This is a genomic window from Streptomyces sp. NPDC058664 (assembly GCF_042716635.1).
Classification (GTDB): domain Bacteria; phylum Actinomycetota; class Actinomycetes; order Streptomycetales; family Streptomycetaceae; genus Streptomyces.
Genome location: NZ_JBHXRW010000038.1, coordinates 1 through 19,686, shown reverse-complemented (window position 1 = coordinate 19,686; position 19,686 = coordinate 1). Strand labels below are relative to the sequence as shown.

The 19,686-nt window shown below is 70.1% G+C and carries 33 protein-coding genes; 28 read left to right on the top strand and 5 right to left on the bottom strand.

What is annotated here, in order from left to right; genetic code table 11:
• Positions 1-74: 74 nt before the first annotated feature.
• Together ACFWUY_RS27270 and ACFWUY_RS27265 are read right to left on the bottom strand one after the other, a co-directional pair.
• Positions 75-803 (bottom strand): type 1 glutamine amidotransferase, encoded by a 729-nt coding sequence (locus ACFWUY_RS27270; protein ID WP_384114825.1) that lies wholly within the window; start codon positions 801-803, stop codon positions 75-77.
• 19 nt (positions 804-822) lie between these two features.
• Positions 823-2,070: a MurT ligase domain-containing protein gene (locus ACFWUY_RS27265; RefSeq protein ID WP_384114821.1), complete on the bottom strand. Its 1,248-nt coding sequence runs from the start codon at positions 2,068-2,070 to the stop codon at positions 823-825.
• 126 nt (positions 2,071-2,196) lie between these two features.
• Here ACFWUY_RS27265 and def point away from each other — a divergent pair, with 126 nt between their 5' ends.
• On the top strand, positions 2,197-2,757 hold the full coding sequence (gene def, locus ACFWUY_RS27260) for a peptide deformylase (RefSeq protein ID WP_384114817.1): 561 nt from the start codon (positions 2,197-2,199) through the stop codon (positions 2,755-2,757).
• Between the two features lie 61 nt (positions 2,758-2,818).
• On the opposite strand, the gene ACFWUY_RS27255 is transcribed toward def, so the two are convergent.
• Positions 2,819-3,466, bottom strand: a complete 648-nt coding sequence (locus tag ACFWUY_RS27255) for a TetR family transcriptional regulator (protein ID WP_384114815.1) — start codon at positions 3,464-3,466, stop codon at positions 2,819-2,821.
• A 162-nt stretch (positions 3,467-3,628) separates the two neighbouring features.
• Between ACFWUY_RS27255 and ACFWUY_RS27250 the strand changes: the two genes are divergently transcribed.
• Positions 3,629-4,840 (top strand): acyl-CoA dehydrogenase family protein, encoded by a 1,212-nt coding sequence (locus tag ACFWUY_RS27250; protein WP_384114812.1) that lies wholly within the window; start codon positions 3,629-3,631, stop codon positions 4,838-4,840.
• 96 nt (positions 4,841-4,936) lie between these two features.
• Here ACFWUY_RS27250 and ACFWUY_RS27245 read toward each other — a convergent pair whose 3' ends face one another.
• Entirely contained in the window at positions 4,937-6,235 is a 1,299-nt protein-coding gene (locus ACFWUY_RS27245; RefSeq protein ID WP_384114809.1) for a tyrosine-type recombinase/integrase, read from the bottom strand.
• Positions 6,236-6,605: 370 nt separating this feature from the next.
• On the bottom strand, positions 6,606-7,100 hold the full coding sequence (locus ACFWUY_RS27240; protein ID WP_384114802.1) for a multiprotein-bridging factor 1 family protein: 495 nt from the start codon (positions 7,098-7,100) through the stop codon (positions 6,606-6,608).
• Positions 7,101-7,346: 246 nt separating this feature from the next.
• Between ACFWUY_RS27240 and ACFWUY_RS27235 the strand changes: the two genes are divergently transcribed.
• The 26 genes from ACFWUY_RS27235 to ACFWUY_RS27110 all read left to right on the top strand — a co-directional run.
• Entirely contained in the window at positions 7,347-7,580 is a 234-nt protein-coding gene (locus tag ACFWUY_RS27235; RefSeq protein ID WP_384114797.1) for a helix-turn-helix domain-containing protein, read from the top strand.
• Complete coding sequence (locus tag ACFWUY_RS27230; protein ID WP_384114794.1) at positions 7,549-7,860, top strand: hypothetical protein; 312 nt, start codon at positions 7,549-7,551, stop codon at positions 7,858-7,860. The genes ACFWUY_RS27235 and ACFWUY_RS27230 overlap by 32 nt, the downstream gene beginning before the upstream one ends.
• A 118-nt stretch (positions 7,861-7,978) precedes the next feature.
• The gene (locus tag ACFWUY_RS27225) at positions 7,979-8,218 is read left to right on the top strand and encodes a hypothetical protein (protein ID WP_384114786.1); all 240 of its coding nucleotides are present in this window, start codon (positions 7,979-7,981) and stop codon (positions 8,216-8,218) included.
• 8 nt (positions 8,219-8,226) lie between these two features.
• Complete coding sequence (locus tag ACFWUY_RS27220; RefSeq protein WP_384114783.1) at positions 8,227-8,703, top strand: hypothetical protein; 477 nt, start codon at positions 8,227-8,229, stop codon at positions 8,701-8,703.
• Positions 8,700-8,891, top strand: a complete 192-nt coding sequence (locus ACFWUY_RS27215; protein ID WP_384114779.1) for a hypothetical protein — start codon at positions 8,700-8,702, stop codon at positions 8,889-8,891. The genes ACFWUY_RS27220 and ACFWUY_RS27215 overlap by 4 nt, the downstream gene beginning before the upstream one ends.
• Entirely contained in the window at positions 8,888-9,091 is a 204-nt protein-coding gene (locus tag ACFWUY_RS27210) for a hypothetical protein (RefSeq protein ID WP_384114776.1), read from the top strand. The genes ACFWUY_RS27215 and ACFWUY_RS27210 overlap by 4 nt, the downstream gene beginning before the upstream one ends.
• An 85-nt stretch (positions 9,092-9,176) precedes the next feature.
• Positions 9,177-9,359: a hypothetical protein gene (locus tag ACFWUY_RS27205; protein WP_384114772.1), complete on the top strand. Its 183-nt coding sequence runs from the start codon at positions 9,177-9,179 to the stop codon at positions 9,357-9,359.
• A gap of 162 nt (positions 9,360-9,521) precedes the next feature.
• Complete coding sequence (locus tag ACFWUY_RS27200; RefSeq protein WP_384114768.1) at positions 9,522-10,058, top strand: hypothetical protein; 537 nt, start codon at positions 9,522-9,524, stop codon at positions 10,056-10,058.
• Between the two features lie 97 nt (positions 10,059-10,155).
• Positions 10,156-10,995: a PD-(D/E)XK nuclease-like domain-containing protein gene (locus ACFWUY_RS27195; RefSeq protein ID WP_384114765.1), complete on the top strand. Its 840-nt coding sequence runs from the start codon at positions 10,156-10,158 to the stop codon at positions 10,993-10,995.
• Positions 10,992-11,960, top strand: a complete 969-nt coding sequence (locus ACFWUY_RS27190) for an AAA family ATPase (protein WP_384114762.1) — start codon at positions 10,992-10,994, stop codon at positions 11,958-11,960. Before ACFWUY_RS27195 ends, ACFWUY_RS27190 begins: the two co-directional genes overlap by 4 nt.
• 30 nt (positions 11,961-11,990) lie before the next feature.
• Entirely contained in the window at positions 11,991-12,365 is a 375-nt protein-coding gene (locus tag ACFWUY_RS27185) for a hypothetical protein (protein ID WP_384114759.1), read from the top strand.
• Entirely contained in the window at positions 12,362-12,547 is a 186-nt protein-coding gene (locus ACFWUY_RS27180; protein WP_384114756.1) for a hypothetical protein, read from the top strand. The genes ACFWUY_RS27185 and ACFWUY_RS27180 overlap by 4 nt, the downstream gene beginning before the upstream one ends.
• Positions 12,544-13,383, top strand: a complete 840-nt coding sequence (locus tag ACFWUY_RS27175; RefSeq protein ID WP_384114753.1) for a hypothetical protein — start codon at positions 12,544-12,546, stop codon at positions 13,381-13,383. The genes ACFWUY_RS27180 and ACFWUY_RS27175 overlap by 4 nt, the downstream gene beginning before the upstream one ends.
• Before the next feature lie 34 nt (positions 13,384-13,417).
• Positions 13,418-14,500, top strand: a complete 1,083-nt coding sequence (locus ACFWUY_RS27170) for a hypothetical protein (protein ID WP_384114750.1) — start codon at positions 13,418-13,420, stop codon at positions 14,498-14,500.
• Positions 14,497-15,264 (top strand): hypothetical protein, encoded by a 768-nt coding sequence (locus ACFWUY_RS27165; RefSeq protein WP_384114746.1) that lies wholly within the window; start codon positions 14,497-14,499, stop codon positions 15,262-15,264. Before ACFWUY_RS27170 ends, ACFWUY_RS27165 begins: the two co-directional genes overlap by 4 nt.
• Positions 15,257-15,595, top strand: coding sequence for a hypothetical protein (locus ACFWUY_RS27160; RefSeq protein WP_384114741.1), 339 nt, complete (start codon positions 15,257-15,259; stop codon positions 15,593-15,595). Before ACFWUY_RS27165 ends, ACFWUY_RS27160 begins: the two co-directional genes overlap by 8 nt.
• Positions 15,592-15,900, top strand: coding sequence for a hypothetical protein (locus ACFWUY_RS27155; protein WP_384114738.1), 309 nt, complete (start codon positions 15,592-15,594; stop codon positions 15,898-15,900). The genes ACFWUY_RS27160 and ACFWUY_RS27155 overlap by 4 nt, the downstream gene beginning before the upstream one ends.
• On the top strand, positions 15,897-16,166 hold the full coding sequence (locus tag ACFWUY_RS27150; protein ID WP_384114735.1) for a helix-turn-helix domain-containing protein: 270 nt from the start codon (positions 15,897-15,899) through the stop codon (positions 16,164-16,166). Before ACFWUY_RS27155 ends, ACFWUY_RS27150 begins: the two co-directional genes overlap by 4 nt.
• An 8-nt stretch (positions 16,167-16,174) precedes the next feature.
• Entirely contained in the window at positions 16,175-16,510 is a 336-nt protein-coding gene (locus ACFWUY_RS27145) for a helix-turn-helix domain-containing protein (RefSeq protein ID WP_384114732.1), read from the top strand.
• A 31-nt stretch (positions 16,511-16,541) separates the two neighbouring features.
• Complete coding sequence (locus ACFWUY_RS27140) at positions 16,542-17,063, top strand: VUT family protein (protein ID WP_384114729.1); 522 nt, start codon at positions 16,542-16,544, stop codon at positions 17,061-17,063.
• The gene (locus tag ACFWUY_RS27135; protein ID WP_384114726.1) at positions 17,060-17,881 is read left to right on the top strand and encodes a hypothetical protein; all 822 of its coding nucleotides are present in this window, start codon (positions 17,060-17,062) and stop codon (positions 17,879-17,881) included. The genes ACFWUY_RS27140 and ACFWUY_RS27135 overlap by 4 nt, the downstream gene beginning before the upstream one ends.
• A 73-nt stretch (positions 17,882-17,954) precedes the next feature.
• On the top strand, positions 17,955-18,191 hold the full coding sequence (locus tag ACFWUY_RS27130; RefSeq protein WP_384114723.1) for a hypothetical protein: 237 nt from the start codon (positions 17,955-17,957) through the stop codon (positions 18,189-18,191).
• Positions 18,192-18,259: 68 nt separating this feature from the next.
• Positions 18,260-18,781: a hypothetical protein gene (locus ACFWUY_RS27125; RefSeq protein ID WP_384114720.1), complete on the top strand. Its 522-nt coding sequence runs from the start codon at positions 18,260-18,262 to the stop codon at positions 18,779-18,781.
• On the top strand, positions 18,778-19,083 hold the full coding sequence (locus ACFWUY_RS27120) for a hypothetical protein (RefSeq protein ID WP_384114717.1): 306 nt from the start codon (positions 18,778-18,780) through the stop codon (positions 19,081-19,083). The genes ACFWUY_RS27125 and ACFWUY_RS27120 overlap by 4 nt, the downstream gene beginning before the upstream one ends.
• On the top strand, positions 19,080-19,370 hold the full coding sequence (locus tag ACFWUY_RS27115) for a hypothetical protein (protein WP_384114714.1): 291 nt from the start codon (positions 19,080-19,082) through the stop codon (positions 19,368-19,370). Before ACFWUY_RS27120 ends, ACFWUY_RS27115 begins: the two co-directional genes overlap by 4 nt.
• Positions 19,367-19,686, top strand: a 320-nt coding sequence (locus ACFWUY_RS27110) for a hypothetical protein (RefSeq protein WP_384114712.1), incomplete at its 3' end; no start/stop codon positions are given. The genes ACFWUY_RS27115 and ACFWUY_RS27110, both read left to right, overlap by 4 nt.

Here is a 19,686-nt window from a genome sequence, read left to right as displayed (position 1 = left end):
GGGACCGAACCGGATGTCCGCACAGTGGACAACGTACGTTCGTACGAGGGACCAACGGCGGCGCGCGGGACGACTCAGGCGGGCTGGGTGGCCGACGCGATGCGCTCGCCGCGCAGCGCCTCGTACCAGCGGTCGTCGGTCGGCGGCAGCGCGTTCACGTCGAGGGCCAGCTTCAGGAGCAGGTCCGCGATCTGCGGGTTGCGGGCCATGACGGGGCCGTGCATGTACGTACCGAAGACGGTGTCGTTGTACGCGCCCTCGGTGCCGTCGCCGGTCCCGTTGCCCTTGCCGAGGACGGTCCGGGCGAACGGGCGGGCCGTCGGGCCGAGGTGGGTGATGCCCTGGTGGTTCTCGAAGCCCGTCAGCTGGGGCAGGCCCAGCCGCGGGTCGATGTCCGCGAGGACGTCGCCGACGCACCGCTCGCCCTCGCCGCGGGTCGAGATCACGTCGATGAGGCCGAGACCGGCCTCGCGCTCGCCGAGGTCGTTGATGAACTCGTGACCCAGGATCTGGTAGCCGGCGCAGACCGAGAAGATGATCGCGCCGTTGGAGGCGGCCCGGCTCAGTCCGCCGTCGCGGCGCAGCCGCTCGGCCGCGAGCCGCTGCGGACGGTCCTCGCCGCCACCGATCAGGTAGATGTCGCCCGAGGTCGGCACCGGCTGGTCGCTGCGGACGTCGACGCGCTCGACGCTGAGACCGCGCTGCTCGGCGCGGCGCTGGACGACGAGGACGTTGCCCTGGTCGCCGTAGGTGCTGAGCAGGTCCGGGTAGACCCAGACCAGGCGCAGGCTGCTGTCAGTCATGCTGCATGTCCTCTACGGGTCAGTTGCCGACGCGGCGGCGGACGTCCTGGAAGGCGGTGTAGTTGGCGATCAGCTCGATCTGCCCGGGCGGGGCCATCGCGACGGCCTCGTCGAGGGTCTCGCAGACGCGGAAGTCCACGCCCGCGACCTCCAGGCGGACCGCGAGGTCCAGCTTGCGGTCGCCGATCACCATGATCGGGTGGCCGGCGAGCCGGCCGTAGTCCACGTCCCACAGCCAGGAGGTGTCCGTGCCGTCGGCGCCGCGCGCGTTGACGGAGAGGATCACCGGGGTCGGCGGCTGGTCGATGAGGGAAAACGTTTCGAGCCAGCCCGCCGGGTTCTTCGCGAGCAGCAGACGCAGGTCGCGGCCCTGGAAGGAGACGACGTCGTAGCGTCCGGCGACGGCCTGCACCTGGTACATGCGCTCCAGGGCGACCTGCGGCGGCACCCCGAAGACGGCGGCGACGGCGGCCGAGCTGGTGGCGTTCGCCTTGTTGGCGCGGCCGGGCAGCTGGAGACGGATCGGCCAGGCCGAACCGTGCGGGTCGAGCACGTGGTCGCCGCTGAGCGCCCAGCTCGGCGCGGGACGCCGGAAGCCGCACTCGCCGCAGAACCAGTCGTCGCCCGGACGCTGCATCACGCCGCCGCAGGCGGGGCACGACCAGGCGTCGTCCTTCCACTCCTGGCCGGCGGCCACCCAGACCACGTTGGGGGAGGAGGAGGCGGCCCACACGATCAGCGGGTCGTCGGCGTTGGCGACGACGACGGCCTTGGTGCCGTTGAGGCCCTCGCGCCACTTCTCGGCGAGCATCCGGGTCTCGGCGGCGCGGTCGAGCTGGTCGCGGGAGAGGTTCAGGAGCGCGATCACCTTGGGCGTGGTGTCACGAGCGACTCCGGCGAGGTACTTCTCGTCGACCTCGATCACGCCGTACTTGGAGTCCGAGCCGCCGGCGAGCGCCGAGGTGATGCCGGCGGGCATGTTGGCACCGAGCGCGTTCGAGACGACGGGGCCCGCGGCGCGCAGGGCCTCCGCGATCAGCCGGGTCGTCGTCGTCTTGCCGTTGGTCGCGGACACCAGGACGACGTCCAGATGCTGTGCGAGCCGGCCGAGGAGGTCCGGGTCGAGCTTCAGCGCCACCTTGCCGCCGATCACGGATCCACTGCCGCGCCCCGCCGCACGCGACACCGCGGCAGCGGCCCTGCCCGCCGTCACGGCCAGCTTGGCGCGCGGCGACAGCGGCTCTGGATTACCGGGGTGTCCTGACATCGTTCTTGTTCCTCCTTGCGTCGGTCCGGGCTCAGCCTATCGAGATCCGGCCAGCAGCCCGAACAGCGGCACCGTGGAGCGGCCGCGGGAAACAGCCAGGTCACGGCGGACCGTACCCTTACGGCCATGCGAAACCGCCCCATCCCCGGCAGTTCCGGCCTCGTCCGAGCGATGACTCTGCTCGGCGACCCCGTACTGCACCGTCCGTGTGAGCCCGTCACCGACTTCGGGCCCGAACTGGCCCGGCTCGTCGAGGACATGTTCGCCACGATGTACGCGGCGAACGGCGTGGGCCTCGCGGCGAACCAGGTGGGCGTGGGCCTGCGCGTCTTCGTCTACGACTGTCCCGACGACGAGGAGAACCGCCATCTGGGCCATGTGGTGAACCCGCGCCTGGTGGAGGCGGACGGCGAGGTGGTCCGGGGCCCGGAGGGCTGTCTCTCGCTGCCGGGACTCGAAGCCCCGACGCCCCGTTACGACCGTGCGGTGGTCGAGGGCGTACGGGCCGACGGGACGCCGGTACGCGTGGAGGGGACGGGTTTCTTCGCCCGCTGCCTCCAGCACGAGTGCGACCACCTGGAGGGCGGGGTCTACGCGGACCGGGTCACGGGGTGGCGCAAGTCACGTCTGCTCCGGTCGATCCGCAAGGAGCCGTGGGGGAGTGGCGCAGGGGTGCTGGGGTCCTGAGGGCCGACCGGCGACGTCCCTGACGCCCCGGTGCCCTGATGCCCCGATGTCCCGGATGCCCTTAGAACCCGGGTCCGTCGGGGCGGTCGTCGGCCTTCGCGAGGCGGCCCCACAGCAGGTCCGCCAGGCTTCGGACGAGTTCGGCGCGGGAGCAGGGGCGCTCGCCGAGCCACCAGTCGCCGGCCGCGTGCATCATGCCGACGATGCCGTGGCCCCAGATCCGGGCCTCGGCCTCGGCGGCGGGCCCGAGGTCGACGCGCTCGGCGATGACCTGGCCGAGCTCCTCGCCCATGCGGCGGAGCAGCGGCGCGGAGTGGCGGCCGACGTCGAAGCCCTGCTCGGTCTGGTGCGGTTCCTCCGCGGGGTGCATGAGGAAGCGGTAGACCTGGGGCATCGCCTCGATCGAGGCGAGATAGGTGTCGAGGGTGGCCTCGACGCGGCGGCGCCGGTCGGCGGGCGCGTCGAGCGCGGCCCGCAGGGCGGAGAGGAGGGCGTCCGTGTGCCGGGTGGCGAGGGCGCGATACAGGCCGCCCTTGTCGCCGAAGTGGCGGTAGAGGATCGGCTTGGTGATGCCGGCCTCGGCGGCGATCGCGTTCATGGACGCCTTGGGGCCGTCCCGGAGCACCACCCGGTCCGCCGCCTCCAGCAGTTCGCGCCGCCGCTGCTCGGTGGGCGTCTGCTGGTCGGTGGTCCGGTGTGCGATGTCCATAGCGTGTCTCCCCGCCCGTGCGATTCCGTGAGGCTGTCGCAACGTAACACCCGGCCGGTGCCCGTCGCTGGCCGGGCCGAACCGCTCCGCCGCTGGTTGACAGCCCATACCAGCCGGTAACAGACTGGTGTTACCGCAAGTAACCTAACGCTGGGAGGGAAAATGGGCGAGTTCACGCTCGAACTCAACGATGACCAGAAGCAGGTCCGCGAGTGGCTCCACGGCTTCGCCGCCGATGTGATGCGCCCCGCGGCCGCCGAATGGGACGAGCGTGAGGAGACCCCCTGGCCGATCATCCAGGAAGCGGCCAAGCTCGGCATCTACTCGCTCGACTTCTACGCCCAGCAGTTCTTCGACCCCACCGGCCTCGGCATCCCGATGGCGATGGAGGAGCTCTTCTGGGGCGACGCCGGCATCGCCCTCTCCATCGTCGGCACGGGCCTCGCCGCCGTCGGCGTCCTCGCCAACGGCACCGAGGAGCAGATAGGCACCTGGATCCCGCAGATGTACGGCGACGCCGACGACATCAAGGTCGCCGCGTTCTGCTCCTCCGAGCCCGACGCCGGCTCGGACGTCGCCTCCATGCGGACGCGGGCCGTGTACGACGAGGCCAAGGACGAGTGGGTGCTCAACGGCACCAAGACCTGGGCGACCAACGGCGGCATCGCCAACGTCCACGTCGTCGTCGCCGTCGTCGACGCCGAACTCGGCTCCAAGGGCCACGCCTCCTTCATCGTCCCGCCGAACACCCCCGGTCTGTCCCAGGGGCAGAAGTTCCAGAAGCACGGCATCCGCGCCTCCCACACCGCCGAGGTGGTCCTGGAGGACGTCCGGATCCCCGGCCACTGCCTCCTCGGCGGCAAGGAGAAGCTGGACGAGCGGCTGGCCCGGGCCCGGGAGCGCGCCCAGAGCGGTGAGCGCGTGAAGAACGCCGCCATGGCCACCTTCGAGGCCTCCCGCCCCGCGGTCGGCGCCATGGCCGTCGGCACCGCCCGCGCCGCGTACGAGGTGGCCCTCGACTACGCGAAGACCCGCGTCCAGTTCGGCCGTCCGATCATCGAGAACCAGGGCGTCGCCTTCCAGCTCGCCGACATGGCCACCGAGATCGACGCGGCCCGGCTCCTGGTCTGGCGCGCCTCCTGGATGGCCACGGCGGGCAAGCCCTTCACGGCGGCCGAGGGCTCCATGTCCAAGCTGTACGCCAGCGAGGTCGCCAAGCGGGTCACCGCCCAGGCCATCCAGATCCTCGGCGGCAACGGCTACACCCGCGAGTACCCGGTGGAGCGCATGCACCGCGACGCCGCCATCTACACGATCTTCGAGGGCACCAGCGAGATCCAGCGCATGGTCATCAGCCGCGCGCTCGCGAAGTAGCCGACCGGACGGGGCAACATGCCAGTAGGACGCGCATAGAGGGATCCTTGAAGAGTGGGCCCGCACCAAGCCGGTGCGGGCCCGGTTGCGTCTGGCTTAGACGGTCATTTGCGCTTCTGGGAGATTCTTGGGAGATCGTTTACGGCGAGTGGGGATGAACACGGGGTAGGCGCCGAACTCGCGGCGGTCGACAACCGGTCGCAGCGACTCCTCCCACAGGCCCTGCAGGTAGTCGGCGATGGCGAGCTCCATCTTCAGTGTCACATGGGAGTACGTTCCTTCGACACCCTGCAGCACATGTCCCATGCGGGCCTCGACCGCGACCCGGGGGTGCATGCCCTCGTCCAGCCACACCTTCTGTGAGTGCCGCAGACCGTGAGGCGTCAGCCCCTCTACGCCGAGCACCGGCCGGACGCCGGCCCTCTCCTTGGCTCCTCGCACGACCCCTCGTGGCGCGCGGCCCGACACCATCGGCCGCCAGGTCTCCGCGTACCAGTCGCCGCCCCGAAGCAGCCGACCGCCCTTCGGGGCGGTGAAGACCCATTCGCTTTCCGGCCTGCTCGCCATCAACTCGCCAAGCAACTCGGCAAGGAACGGCGGGAGGATCAGACCGCGCCCCGAGTCGTACTTGTTGCCGATCTCGGTGAAGGCACCGTTCACGTACTGGCTTTGCTGCACCGAGTGCAGGCGCGCACCCTGTCCCGTGTCCTTGAGGTCGACCTGGCTACGGTGTACGCCAGCCAGCTCGCCGATCCGCAGGCCGGTGTAGGCGCTCGCCAGCACGATCGCGTACTCGTTCAGTCCTCGCATCGCGAGCCCGTTGCGCGCGATGAGCAGCGCCTGCCGCGGGGTGGCGGTGACCTTCTCGTCCTTCGCCTTCGGCAGGTACCTGCCGCGGCGCCCGGACTTCCTCGCAGCCACGGGGTTGTCCATCCGAAGTCGTTCCGCGACCGCGTCGTCGAGCATGGTCCTGAGGACCGACAGGACGCCGTCTGCGTAGTTCTTGCTCAGCTGCTGCCGGAGTCGCTTCTCCCAGGCCGCAATGCCGGTGGGGGAGAGGTCTCCGATCGCCACCGATCCCCACTCGGGCAGGATCTGGTTCTTGATGCGGAGCCGGTACTCCTTCTCGCTGAGCGGACCAACGTCGATGGATTCGAGCCAGTGTTGGGCCCACTCCTCGACGGTCATGCGTCCGTCGCGCGGGTTGATGAACGTCTTGCGGCGGACGTCGGTCTCGAGGCCGGAGGCGTACTGCTCGGCAGACCGGGCGGTGTAGAACGGGTTCCCCTGGTCGTCGCGGGAGACGGAGCCCCAGCGGCCGTTGGGGAGTTTGTAGCGACCGCGGTACCGCATGCGGCCGTCGCGGCCTTTGCCGCGCTTCTCTGAGTACGCCACGCTCACCTCACTGGACGGGATGGTCGACGGGGAGCCGGCTCATGGGGGTTGCCGGCGTCGCCGTCATCCAGTGTGGGAGACCCGGGGCGTCGAAGCCCCTCCCTGCGGCAAGGCGTTGAGCCGTGCCTCCAGCTGTCGCGCACCTTCGCTCGTAGTGAGGCTCTCATCTATACAGAGAACCGGCTTGCCGTTCCGAGTGGTCCACCACACCTGCACGCTGTGCGGCATTCCGGAAACTCGAAGAACCCTGACTGACATAGGTCCCCCACGTGCCACCGAGGTTGGCCCGCTCGCTGGTACCGCATATGAGATCACATCGGCATATGCGTAGGGGAGTGCCTTGCGCCTACTTGTGAGCAAAATGTGGCGGTCAGTTACCTGTCTCGTCCGGCTCGTCGTCGGCCGGCAGGTTCTGCAGGTGTTTCTGGGTCCTGGCCCAGGCGAGGAGATCGGCGCGGATCTGCTCGGGGCTCGCATCCGGAGCGCCCTTGACGACGACGATCATCCGGGCCTGCGAGCCGAACCCGCCAAGGTCGAGGACGGTGGCATCGAGGAGGGGGCCGTCCTGCAACTCGTGCACGATCCGCAGAGGAAGGTCGGACGGCGGGGCCGCGGTCTCCTCCTGCTGCTCTTCAGGTTCGCCCCCTTCGAGGACGCGCTCGCCGGAGCCCGGCGTCCAGCCGAGTGCCCGCTCGACCTTGTGGAGCGAAGCCGGTACGCGTTTGCGTTCTTGTCCTGACTCCAGGTTCTGGATCGTCGACTCGCTGACGCCTGCCTTCTCGGCGAGCGCCACCTGAGTCAGGTTCCTCGTCTCCCTGGCTGCCTCGATGGTGTCTGCGAGGTGCTTCCAGTCCCTACTGCCCATGCGCTCATGATGCATGAAATCTAGGCAACACACACCCACTGCGGCACCCATTTGACCTGTACCGATCGGTGCTTAAGGCGCATTTATGTTGCCCTTTCAAGCTCCGGCGCACGCACGCAGTGCCTCGCGCGCAGCCCTCCCTTGGCACGCCGTGCACACAAAGGCACCCAGTCCAGGCAGAGCAACACCCAAAGAATCCGGGGGTACCGCTTGCATTCCCGGCGCTACACCCATAGTTTGTGTGTCGTGACACCGAACGGAGCCGCAATCAGGTCCATCCGTGAGGCACGCGGACTGAGCCTGCGACGGCTCGCAAGCCTCATAGGACGAAGCCCGGGATTCCTCTCACACATTGAGACGGAGGACGACGGGGCGTCGCCCGAGACGCTCGGCCGGATCGCCACATCACTGGCGGTCCCCATTGAAGCCATCACAAGGGAGAAAACCCGTGACCAGGAAGACCCTGGCCCCTGTAGCTGATCAGCCCAACCTCGACATCACGATCCTCGAGCAGCTCGTCCGGGCCGTCGAGGCACTGAAGGCCGATCCGGACGCCGAGATCCGCACCTACTCGCCGGCCGACGCCGCAGCCTTCATCGGCAAGAGCGAGAACTGGGTCACCGAGCAGATCCAGCTCGGCACGATCCCCTTCACGCGCATCGGCAAGACGCCCCGTCTGACCGCCGAGCACATCCGGTGGGTCATCAAGAACGGCGAGGTCATGCCGCACAAGTACAGCCCCCGCGCCCTCGCCGCTTAGCCGGCTTTGCGGGCGGCCGCCGGGCTCCTACACCGCGACGGCCAGCCCTCCGAGATCAACCCCTCCACCGCAAACACCTGCGAGAGAGAGCGAGAACCCCGTGTCCCGAGTATCCCCCATGCACCCCGAGTTGGTGCCCGTCCCGATCCCCGATGCGGTTGCCGTGCTGATCGGCCGGCAGATCCCCGAGCACATCCTGGCCGCCGAGATCGAGGCGACGAACCAGGCGTACAACGTGAGCCTCTGCCGGAAGCCCGAGTACCGCGAGGCCCGCGAGTACGCGCTCGCCGACCTGGCCCGCGCCAACAAGACGCTCGCCGCCTACAACCCGCTGCTCATCGTGCGGGGTGCGGCATGAGCGGATCGATGAGCGAGCAGCAGCTCGCGGAGATCGCCGACCTGATCGGCGGAGCGAAGCCCGCGAGGGACTCGGTCCTGATCGAGCTCGCCGAGTCCGTCCGGGACCGGCTCACGCACGACCACGCCACGCAGCGCGAGGACTGGTACTGCATGAACCTCACCGCGTTCATGGGTGAGCGGATGGGCCCGGTTCTGCGGCGCCTGCTGGACGCCGAGGCCGAGCTGACCAAGCTGCGGTCCCGGGTTGCCGAACTGGAGGCCGCTGTCGAGGAGGGCACCGTGGACCCGGCCGCCGAGTGGCGCCGGATCGAAGCTGAGCGTCCCGAAGCAGGCGTCACCCACCGATGCGGTATCCCGCTGGTCCGCCGCCTCGACTGCGGCCACTGCCCGCACGAGATCTGCGAGGACTGCGAGCGCTGCCCCCACACCTGCCGATGCGGCACTCCGGTCTCCATCCCGCAGCAGAGGAGCGAGGCGTCGTGACCATCAACCCGATCGAGCGCCTGGACGTACCGCTCGCCGACCTGGAGCAGCAGATCGAAGAGATCCGTACCCACGCCCGCGCCGCCAACCCCGACCCCGACGGCGCCCACTGGGACCAGTGGCACGAGTACCTCGACATCGACCCCGACCTCCGCGGACAGGACTACACCGGAGGAAGGCGCCCGTGACCCCGCAGACGGCGATCGTGTCCGCTCTCCTGTGCGACCTGGACGCGGCGCCTGCCCCGGTCCGCGAGTCGGCTGGCGGGATGCTGCTCCGCTCCCTCGGCCTCACCCCTGACCCGGACTTCACGGCGTCGATCCGCGACGGGCACACCGAGAGCCTCGACGACTGGACGCTGCGAGTCCTCGGACGGGAGGCGTCGTGACCCGCATCTGGCTCCAGCTCGCCGGCGGCACCGCCATATCCCTCGCCCTGATCCTCCTCGGGCGCCACCTCTCCAAGGAGACCCGATGACCGGCTACCTGCGCTGCCCGGCGCCGAACTGCGAGCACCACACGTACCTCAGCACCACCCGGGCCGCGGCCGAGGACATGACCGACCACCTCATCGCCAAGCACGAATTCCCCGAGCTCTCCGCCAGCCACCAGGCGCAGATGCTCCTCCCCATCACCGGCCCTCGCGCCGCCGCCTGAGCCGCCCGCCGGCCTGACGTGCCACCACCGGCAGGCCGGCGGGACAAGACCACAACCCCATAGACGGCGCGTCGAGCCACCCCCTGGGCTCCGCGCCAGCCAGGCCGCCCCTCCCCGTTCACGCCGGGGCGGCCTGGCCTCCTACACCCTCAGGAGCTCCGCATGGAACCGATCCCGTACACGGTCACCACTAAGGACGGCACCTACACCGTCCCTGACGCTCTCCCGCTCTCGCCCGGCCTCGTCCTCTTCCGTCTCCCGGACGGCATGCTCCCCACCAACCCGCGGCGCTGGCGAATTGGCCACACGCCGAGTGGACTCGGTATCGCTGACGCCATGCGCCGCGAGGACGGCATCCGCGCCATCAAGGTCATCTCCACCCTCGCCGACTGGACCCGGGACGCCGACACCGTCAAGGCCAGCATCGACACCGACGAGCTCTTCGCGATCCTCCTCCGACACGACTGCTGCGGACCGAACGTCGACCGCATGGCCGACGATGTCAGCCACAACGGCCGCTACACCGATGCCGACATCGAGGAGGCGGCCCGCGCCGCTGCGGACGAGCAGATGGACGGGCTGGAGCTCCTCTCCGCCATGGCCCACACGGTGCCGTGGATGGGCCTCGACACCGAGCCGTTCAACGAGGCCCACTCCCGCATCCTCGCCATCGCGAACCTTGCCGAGGTGGCGGCGTGATCACCTGCTCCCGCTGCACCGACACCGTCGGCCCGTTCGTCCGCCGCCCCGAAGGCCCCGTCTGCGAGGACTGCCTCGACGCTCAGGACGGCACCCAGTGACCGCCGCCGGGGACGGGGTCGAGCCCGGCCTGTACGACATCCCCGCCGAGCTCTACCACAGTGATCCCATCCCCGGCGGCAGCCTCTCCTCCACCGGCATCCGGCGCCTCACCGACTGCCCCGCCCGCTTCAAGTACTTCCTCGACAACCCCGAGCCCTACAAGCCCGCCTACGAGTTCGGCACCGCAGCCCACACCGTCGTCCTCGGCGACGGGCCCGAGCTGATCGTCGTCGACGCCGACCGTTGGGACACGAAGGAGATCAAGGCCCAGGTCGCTGAGATCCGGGCCGCCGGCAACGTGCCCCTCAAGGCCGCGGCCAAGCAGCGGATCGACGACATGGCCGAAGTCCTCGCCTCCCACCCCGAAGCATCCGACCTCCTCACTCCTGGCGCCGGCGTTGCCGAGCAGTCCGCGTTCTGGCCCGACCCCCGCGGCGTCTGGCGGCGAGTCCGCTTCGACTGGCTCCGGCCCGACGGCATCGCCGACTACAAGACCACCACCTCCGTCCACCCCGACGCCATCAGCAAGACGGTCGAGAAGTGGGCCTACTTCCAGCAGGACGCCTTCTACCGGGAGACCGCGATCGAGCTCGGGCTCATCCCGCCCCACGGCTTCTTCAAGTTCGTGTTCCAGGAGAAGACCGAGCCCTACCTCGTGCAGGTCGTCGAGCTCGACTTCCCCGCCCGCGTCATCGGCTCCGAGCGCAACGACCGGGCCATCCACACCTACCTCCGCTGCATGGCCACCGGCGAGTGGCCCGCCTACAGCAACACCACCACGTACATCTCGCTCCCGCCGTGGGCCGAGCGCAAGTACATCGAGGAGACCTCGTGACCCAGCTGCCCCCGCCCGTCCGCCGGGCACAGCCCCAGCAGACGCCGGCCGCCGACGAGTACGACGACGGACCGGTCACGTTCCGCCCCGCCTCCAAGGACGGGCAGAAAGCCCGGCTCTCCCTCCAGGGCCCCTCGGGATCGGGAAAGACGTGGACCGGGCTGTTCGCCGCCGCGGGTTTCGCCGAGGGTGAGCGGTTCGCCGTCATCGACACGGAGCGCGGCGCCTCCGGCCTCTACGTCACCGAGGTCGGCGCCCCGTTCGACGTTCTCCCCATGCGCCGCTACAACCCGCGGGGCCTCGTCAAGGCGCTCGCCGCTGCCGCCCAGGCCGGCTACCCGGTCGTCATGGTCGACTCGCTCACCCACTTCTGGAAGGGCGCCGAAGGCACGCTCGACCAGGTCTCGCAGGTCGCCGACAGCAAGTACCGCGGTAACACGTTCGCGGCCTGGAAGGACGGCGGCGAGATCCAGGACGAGATGATCGAAGCGCTCATGTCCTACCCCGGGCACGTGGTCGCGACCATGCGGTCCTCAATCAAGATGGTCCTGGAGAACGGCAGCAAGACCCCCGTCAGCAAGGGGATGCTTGCCGAACAGCGGCAGGGCATCGAGTTCGAGTTCGGGGTCGCCGCCGAACTGAGCCGGGCCAATCAGCTGCGGTTCATCAAGTCCCGCTGCCCCGCGTTCAACGGCCGCGAAATCGACAGGCCCAACGGCGCCGTCGACATCGCCAAGCCGTACCTGGACTGGCTGCGCGCCGGCGCCAAGGAGATCGACACCACCGCCTGGGTCGACGCGGCCAGCTCGAGCGCGGCTACCCCGGACAGCCTCCTCGCCCTGTACCGCGACGTCGAAGCGGCCAGCGCGCTCGCCACCCCGCTCATGCACCCCGAGACCGGCCAGCCCACCAACCTCGGCGCCTACATCCGCGAGCGCGGCCTCGCGCTCAAGGCCGCGAAGTAGCCCACCCCACCCGATCGGAAGGACACCGCCATGACCCGCCGCCTCTCCCCGGCTGAGCGTCTCGCCTCCGCCGAGAAGGACTTCCTCCTCGAGACCATCGCCGAACAGTCGTCCTGGGACCGGTTCCTCGTCGAGCAGGCCGTGTACGCCTTCGGTCTCCGCCACGACACCTTCTCCGCGAACGACGTCCGAGACGTACTGCCCGAGATGGGGCACGGCTTCCTGGGCGCCGCCATCAACAGCCTCCGCAGCGCCGGCGTCATCGAGCACACCGGTCAGGTCGTGCCCTCCACCCTCGACTCCACCCACGGCCACCGCCTCGCCCTGTGGCGACTGTCCGTCAAGGGCCTGCTGATAGCCGAGCAGCGCCGCGCCCGGGCCCAGCAGACGAGGCCCGCGGCATGAGCGCCGGAGACGGCCAGGACCGCGCCTGGCAACGGCACCGTACCGCTGAGCAGATCCGCGCCGACGTCGCCCGATGGCGAGCCGACCAGCTTATGCGCGAAGCCGTCGAATCCCTCGAGCTCTGCCAGACCCTCTACGCCCTCCCCGCGCGCCAGCCCACCCGGAAGGAGAACGGACAGTGACCACCGACCGCCAGCCCCCGAACCACAACACACTCACCTGCTACACCGACTACGGATGCCGCCTCCCGAACTGCCGGGACAGGTACAACGCCTGGAATCGCGAACGCGGACAGGCCATCACCGCCGGCACCTGGCAGCCCCTCGTCGATGCCGAGCCCGTCCGTCAGCACCTGCTCGCACTCGACGCAGCTGGGATCACTATCCACCGCGTCTCGGTCCTCACCGGCCTCCCGTACAAGTCGGTGCGCGCCTTCGTCCACCACGACTACGGGTACGCCTCGCCGCGTCGCCGCCGCGCAACTCCCGAGGTAGCGGCCAAGATCCTCGCGATCGGCTTCACCGACTCCGGCTACGTCAGCCCCGTGGGCAGTCAGCGCCGCTTCCAGGCGCTGGTGACCCTGGGCTGGCCCACCCTGCACACGGCCCAGCGAGTCGGCATCCACCCGTCGAACCGCAACACCATCTTCAAGGCCGCGTCTATGCGGGCCACCACAGCTCAGCGCATTGCTGTGGTCTACGACGAGCTGCGGGTGCAGTCGCCGGCCAAGCATGGCATCTCAACCGTGAGCATCAAGCGGGCCAAGAAGCTGGCTGCAGAGCGCCGCTGGCCGACTGTCGCCTACTGGGCGACCCGCATGGACGTCATCGACGACCCGGACTTCGAGCCGCTGTACGGCGTCACGAAGCGCGAGCTGATCGCCCAGGACGCCGCCTGGCTGATGCGGACCAACGGCCTCACCAAGCTCGCCGCAGCCGAACGTCTCGGCGTCAGCAAGGCCTACGTCGAACACGCCTTCCGCGACCACCCCAAGTACGCGCTCGACGTCGCCGCCTAGACCACCACCCTTTACTCCAGGAAGCAGACCTCCCATGGCACGTGGCCACGGCCGGATCCTCACCAGCATCTGGGAGGACACCGACTTCCTCGCCCTCGATGAGCGGGAACAGCGCCTCTACCTGTTCCTCATCTCCCAGCCCAACCTCAACCACGCCGGCCTCCTCGACCTGACCCTGCGCCGCTGGTCCCGCAAGGCCCGCGGCCTCACCTCCGTCGAACTGGAGAAGCTGCTCCAGTCCCTCGAAGGAGCCCGGTTCATCGTCATGGACGAGGACACCGAGGAACTCCTCATCCGCTCCTTCGTCCGCAACGACGGCGTCTGGAGGATGCCCAAGGTCATGGGCGCCATGGTCTCGGGCGCCCTGGAGATCTCCTCCAAGCACCTGCAGCGGGCACTGCTCGAAGAGATGGACCGCATCCCCCTCGACGAACTCAGCGGCGAGCCGACGAAGTACCGCGGCGAGGACGGGCCCTCAATCCGGGCTCAGGTTGCCGCCCACATTCAGGCCCTGCGGAAGGCCTTCGGAGACCTCACGCCCGACCCTTCCGGAAGGGGTTCCGTAACCCCCTCCGGAACCCCTTCGGTAACCCCCTCCGATACCCCTCGCGAAGGGGGTGACGAGGGGGGTCCGAAAGCCTCTACGCGCGGGCGCGCGGGCGCGTCACGCGCGCATTCCCCTGCCCTTGCCCCTACCCCTACCCCTGCCCCAGCCCCGAAAGAGGAGGGGGTGGGTGCCTCCGGCGTCGAAGTCGAACCCTTCGCGGTGGCGGAGCAGCAGCGGCCTGACGGCCTCCACTCCATCCCTGACGACTTCCACCTCAACGACACGATGCGCCGCTTCGCCGCCTCGACCTATCCGGCACTCGACCCCGACTTCGAGACCCAGCAGTTCATCTCCTACTGGCGGGCCGAAGGCCGCAAGAAGCGCAACTGGCACGAGGCCTGGCGCAAGTGGCTCGGGGACTCCGCCAAGCGAGCCAGCGAACGACGCCAGACCGGCAACGTCATCCAGCTCCCCAGCGGCCAGACCCTCACCGGCACCGACGCCAAGGTCGCCGGCTGGGGAGCCATCGCCGCCAAATTCGCCGCCGAAGATTCGGAGGACTCCGCATGAACCGCACCGAAGCCAGCGTGCTCCTCGGCCACTGCGCCGCCTTCGACAACCGGCAACCCTCCGAAGCCGCCGCCACCGCATGGGCCTCGGCCCTCCACGACCTGCCCCTCGACGACGACACCAAGGCCGCTGTCGCCGCCTACTACACGACCCCGCCACAGAACCCGAACGAACGCCTGTGGATCCTGCCGCACCACGTCCGCACCCTCCGCTCCAAGATCCGGTCCGCCCGGCTGGAGAACTTCCAGTACGAGCCCCGCCCCGACGAGACCACCGGCGAGTACCTCGCCCGCTATCGCGGCCAGGTCCAGGCCATCGCCAGCGGACGCTTCGCCGCCCCCACCGGCCGGCCGCAGCTTGAAGGCGGACCGCACCCCCGCGTTCTGGCCGAGCTCGAAGCCATCGGCTGGCAGGGCAACCGGACCGTCCCCGACGAGGACGGCAGCATCCCGCAGCCCCGGCTCGCCGACACTGTCCGCCGTACCGGACCCCTCGGTGTCCAGTGCCCCGCCTGCTCCGCCGAGATCGGGCACCCCTGCAAGTCCGGCATCTCCACCGCCAAGCACCCTCTCGGCAAGCCGCTCGCCAAACCGCACACCGTCCGGCGGAGGGTCGCGGCCGGTGAACCGGCGGTCGACCCCACCCGGCAGGCCGCCGAGGAAGACCGCATCCGCGAAGCATCCCGCCTCGCCCTTGCCCGAATCGCAGCCGACGAGGACATCCCGGACGCCGAGATCATCGACGAGGAGCCCGCCAGTGAGTGACGACTTCAGCACCGAGGACATCGCGGCCATGCGACGCGAGGGAGACCTGTCCAGCTTCCTCCGCGAGCAACTCCGCGCCGGACGCGCCCAGCGCGACCAGCCCGCCATCCCGGCCCCGAGGCGCCCCACCGGCCGCCCGCCAGGTGCCTGGCCCACAGGAACCGCCCCCGTCGGCCGCGCGCCCTCCCGGCACACCGCCGCCGACTGGACCCGAGCCCTCGACGACTACCGCGAATGGCTCCGCACCGCCGACCACCCCGAGTTCATGGACCAAGGCCAGATCTGCGGCTGCACCGGCTGCACCCCGCCCACCCAGAAGGAGGACCAGTGACCATCCGCCCCAACGCCCCCATGCCGATCGAGCTCCGCCACTTCATGCGCGCCGGCCAGCACCCCACCCGGTCCGTCGCCTGCCCCCACTGCGGTGCCGCCGCCCACCGGCCCTGCCGCGTCATGTCCAGCGGCCGCACCCTCGCCGACACCCACCCCGCCCGCCGCTCCGCCTGGGCCGAAGCCACCGCCTGCTGCCCCCACTGCCAGGTCGCCCCCGGCACCCCCTGCCACACCGACGGCATTCCGCTCCCCGACCTTGTCCACGCCCGCCGCTACCTCGAGGCCGAGGAGATGGCCGCATGAAGGTCCGCGCCGACATCGCCGCCCTTGTTCGCGCCGGCCACTCCGACGCCTCCATCGCCCGACGCCTCGGATGCGGCCGCGGCACCGTGAACGAGGTCCGACGAGCCCTCCGGCTCCCGCCCGCGGACGCCCTGGGCCGCCTGTACGCCGAAGAGGCCCCCACCGGGCAGGTCCGCGACTACCGGCCCGAGCGGATGCCCACCTCGCCCGCACAGCAAGCCGCCAACCGGGAACGGCTTCTCGCCGCCCTCCGTCCCGCCGCCTAGGAGCCACCGTGACCCGCCCCACGAGCGAGCGCTGTGCCCACGGCCACCCGTACCCCGAGAACCTCGTCGTCGACGCCCGCGGCTGGACCAGCTGCCGCGAATGCCGACGGATGGCCTACCGCCGCTGGTACCACGCCCACTACGTCCCCGCCGCCCCCGACGAGATCGCCGTCGAACGGGTTGTCCTCGGAGACCCGCCGCCGCGGCTCACCCCGAGCGAACGAGCCGCCGCCATACGCCGACTCGACGCCCGCGGGCTCAGTGCCCGGCAGATCGCCGAACAGACCCGCTGCACCCCACGCACCGTCCACCGCATCCGCAGCCGCATCCGCACCGCCGCCTGATCCGGACCCGCCACGAAGGAGACACACCCCTGTGAACCGTCCCACCCTTGCCGGTGTCGCCACCCTCGCCGCCTACATCGCCACCATCCCCGCCGCGAACCTGGCCGTCACCCACATCGGAGTCCTCCCCGTCGGCTTCGGCCAGGCCGCACCCGCCGGCGTGTACCTGGTCGGCCTGGCCCTGGTCCTGCGCGACCTCGCCCGCGAGACCCTCGGCCGTCGTGCGGTCCTGGCCGCGATCGCCGTCGGCACCGTGCTGTCGTTCGTCCTTGCCGACCCGCAGCTGGCCGTCGCGTCCGCCGCAGCCTTCGCCGTCGCCGAGACGATGGACTTCGCCGTCTACGAACCGCTCCGCCAGCGCGGCCTGCTGATCGCCATGCTCGCCTCGAACGCCATTGGTCTCCTCGCCGACAGCCTGATCTTCCTCAAGCTCGCCTTCGACTCCTACGCCTACCTGCCGGGCCAGATCCTCGGCAAGACGTGGATGACCCTCGCCGCCGTCGCCGTCATTGCGCTGATCCAGCGGCGCCGGGCCCAGGCGGCGGTCGCGTGAACGTCTTCCTCCTCGGCGCCCCGCCCGCGTTCATGAAATACACCGATGTCCCCCTGTTCATCTCCAACCGCCCCCTGTCGAAGCTCAAGAAGCTGTACCGGGCACAAGGCCCCGTTTCCGTCGACTCTGGCGGCTTCTCCGAACTCGACGACCACGGCAACTGGGACCACGGGCCCACCCCCCGCCAGTACGCCGGCCAGGTCCGCCGCTACGTCGACGAGGTCGGTATCAACTGGGCCGCCCCACAGGACTGGATGTGCGAGCCGTGGATCGTCGCCAAGACCGGCCTGTCCGTCATCGAGCACCAGCGGCGCACCGTCGGCAACTACCTCGACCTCAAGGGCATCGACCCCGCGGCGCCGATCATTCCCGTGCTCCAGGGTTGGGAGATCGCCGACTACGAGCACTGCATCACCCTGTACGACCAGGCCGGGATCGACCTGCGGAGCTTGCCGCTCGTCGGGATCGGATCGGTATGCCGCCGGCAGGGCACCATCGAGGCCGCCCGCCTGATCGAGCGGATCGCGGCTCACGGGATCCGGCTCCACGGCTTCGGCTTCAAGATCGACGGACTGCGGCGGGTCGGACACCTCCTGCCCTCCTCCGACTCCATGGCCTGGAGCGCGGCCGGACGGCGCGAGGAGCAGGGCTGCGACTTCCGCTTCCCCCGCCACCCAGGGCCCCACAAGAACGAAGCGAACTGCTTGCGCTACGCCCTCGCCTGGCGCGACCGAGTCCTGGCCGCGCTCGCTGACTCCCGGCCCGCCCCGTTCGTGCCCGAGCAGCTCGCCTTCGACTACTTCGCCACCGCCGCCTGAGCACGCAGCAGGTCCCCCCGCAGGCAGCGCGGGGGGACCGGTATCCAGCATCCCACCACCCAGGAGCAGACCCATGGCCACGTGGACCAGTCGCACCATTACCAGCACACGCCACGAGTGGGAGATCCCCGCCGCCGAACCGTGGGGCGCCGCCCTCGCCGATGTCGAGTCCGCCACCGCAGTCGCGGCCATCCACTACCGCAAGATCCACGGCTTCGCTGAGGACGCCCCGCTCCCGGGCAACGCCCTCCAGTTCCACGTCACCGACGACGCGATCGTCATCAGCTTCACCGCTGAACGTCCCGCCTGACCGCCCTCGTCTCCATCCCCGCCCCCACACCCCGCACGGGGGCGGGCCCAACCCGACAGGAGCCACACGTGAACGACCGCCCCGCCTACGCCCAGCTCCGCAAGATGGTCCGCATGGCCACGGCCGACTCATGGACGTCGCCGACCGTCGTCGACGAGCGCACCCAGAAGCTGTACAACCAGCTCCTCGCCGACGCCGCCACGGTCCGGGGCGCCGCCCGCACCGCCAGCGGACAGCAGCCCGAGACGCACTCGGGCTACGACATCGCCGGATACCCCGAGCCCCACGCCGGTCCCCGAGAGAAGTGCCCCGACCCGGCCTGCGAGACCGACCAGCACGCGACCTGCGGCGCCGAGTGCCCCGCTGTCGGGCAGCCGGCCGAAGCACAGGCCACCGACGAGGCCGAGACGCGCGTCCGGTGGGGCGTCGAGTCCCGCTACCCCAACGGCGGCACGTTCTCCCTGCCCGCTGTCGACGACCGGACCAGCGCTGAGAAGTACCTGAAGGCCACCCGGGAGAGCAGCCCCGAAGCAACCCACCGCCTTGTGCGGGAGACGACCACCTGGACCGTGGAGGACGAAACCCGATGACCCAGCAGCAGCCCGCGCGTACCGACCTGTACGACGCACTCGACCAGTCCTGGTACCGCTGGGGCCCGCCCGGTACACCGAAGACCGACAGCCTCAACCGGCTCATCGACGCCCACGCGGCCGAAGTCCGGGCCGCTGCTCTCCGCGAAGCCGCCGACGCCATCGACGCGCGGCAGAACAAGCTCGACGCCGAGATCCGCGCCGAGTACGGCGAACTCGACCGCGACACCGAACTCGAAGGCGCCGCGACCCGCAGCATGGCCGCCCACCTCCGCCGGATGGCCGAGGAGGCCCGCTCATGACCACCCCCGCCGAGCTGGCCGCGTACTTCGAGACGCGCGCCCGACAGCGCGAGCAGGACATCGACGCCCGCCTCGCCGAACTCACCCCCCGCGAACGCTCCCTCGTCCGCGACGCCGCCGTCATGGGCTACGTCCTCGGCAGCCGTCACCGGGACAGCGAGCCGTTCCCATTGGACGTTCCGATCATGCGAGGTGTCGTCTACGCCACTCTCCGCGAGGAGGGCAACTACTACGCCGTCCTCCGAGGCGACGCCCACCAGTACACCGAGCAGGGAGACGCCCGGTGACCCAGCCCACGGACCGGCCCGGCATCGACCAACTCACCAGCGACCAGCTCGACCAGCTGTACGCCGAACGGGACTGGTGGCACCAGGCCTATCTCGCCTCACGCGACTACGAAGACCGGCGTACCGCCGAACGCGACCAGTTTCAGCGGGAGCGGAACGAGCAGCACGCCCGCGCCGACAAGGCCGAGGCCGCCCTCACTGCCGTGCGCAAGCTGCACGCCCCCGTGAACCACCGAGGGCGGACCATCTGCGGCCACTGCTCCGGCTACGGCGGCGGCAGCTGCGACAACGGCCCCCAAGGCCACCCCTGCCCGAC

What these genes read in the sequence shown, in the direction of transcription:
- ACFWUY_RS27270 (WP_384114825.1), bottom strand. Translation starts at nt 803, where the DNA reads ATGACTGACAGCAGCCTGCGCCTGGTCTGGGTCTACCCGGACCTGCTC.
- ACFWUY_RS27265 (WP_384114821.1), bottom strand. Translation starts at nt 2,070, where the DNA reads ATGTCAGGACACCCCGGTAATCCAGAGCCGCTGTCGCCGCGCGCCAAG.
- def (WP_384114817.1), top strand. Translation starts at nt 2,197, where the DNA reads ATGCGAAACCGCCCCATCCCCGGCAGTTCCGGCCTCGTCCGAGCGATG.
- ACFWUY_RS27255 (WP_384114815.1), bottom strand. Translation starts at nt 3,466, where the DNA reads ATGGACATCGCACACCGGACCACCGACCAGCAGACGCCCACCGAGCAG.
- ACFWUY_RS27250 (WP_384114812.1), top strand. Translation starts at nt 3,629, where the DNA reads ATGGGCGAGTTCACGCTCGAACTCAACGATGACCAGAAGCAGGTCCGC.
- ACFWUY_RS27240 (WP_384114802.1), bottom strand. Translation starts at nt 7,100, where the DNA reads ATGGGCAGTAGGGACTGGAAGCACCTCGCAGACACCATCGAGGCAGCC.
- ACFWUY_RS27225 (WP_384114786.1), top strand. Translation starts at nt 7,979, where the DNA reads ATGCACCCCGAGTTGGTGCCCGTCCCGATCCCCGATGCGGTTGCCGTG.
- ACFWUY_RS27220 (WP_384114783.1), top strand. Translation starts at nt 8,227, where the DNA reads ATGAGCGAGCAGCAGCTCGCGGAGATCGCCGACCTGATCGGCGGAGCG.
- ACFWUY_RS27205 (WP_384114772.1), top strand. Translation starts at nt 9,177, where the DNA reads ATGACCGGCTACCTGCGCTGCCCGGCGCCGAACTGCGAGCACCACACG.
- ACFWUY_RS27200 (WP_384114768.1), top strand. Translation starts at nt 9,522, where the DNA reads ATGGAACCGATCCCGTACACGGTCACCACTAAGGACGGCACCTACACC.
- ACFWUY_RS27185 (WP_384114759.1), top strand. Translation starts at nt 11,991, where the DNA reads ATGACCCGCCGCCTCTCCCCGGCTGAGCGTCTCGCCTCCGCCGAGAAG.
- ACFWUY_RS27180 (WP_384114756.1), top strand. Translation starts at nt 12,362, where the DNA reads ATGAGCGCCGGAGACGGCCAGGACCGCGCCTGGCAACGGCACCGTACC.
- ACFWUY_RS27170 (WP_384114750.1), top strand. Translation starts at nt 13,418, where the DNA reads ATGGCACGTGGCCACGGCCGGATCCTCACCAGCATCTGGGAGGACACC.
- ACFWUY_RS27165 (WP_384114746.1), top strand. Translation starts at nt 14,497, where the DNA reads ATGAACCGCACCGAAGCCAGCGTGCTCCTCGGCCACTGCGCCGCCTTC.
- ACFWUY_RS27150 (WP_384114735.1), top strand. Translation starts at nt 15,897, where the DNA reads ATGAAGGTCCGCGCCGACATCGCCGCCCTTGTTCGCGCCGGCCACTCC.
- ACFWUY_RS27130 (WP_384114723.1), top strand. Translation starts at nt 17,955, where the DNA reads ATGGCCACGTGGACCAGTCGCACCATTACCAGCACACGCCACGAGTGG.
- ACFWUY_RS27120 (WP_384114717.1), top strand. Translation starts at nt 18,778, where the DNA reads ATGACCCAGCAGCAGCCCGCGCGTACCGACCTGTACGACGCACTCGAC.
- ACFWUY_RS27115 (WP_384114714.1), top strand. Translation starts at nt 19,080, where the DNA reads ATGACCACCCCCGCCGAGCTGGCCGCGTACTTCGAGACGCGCGCCCGA.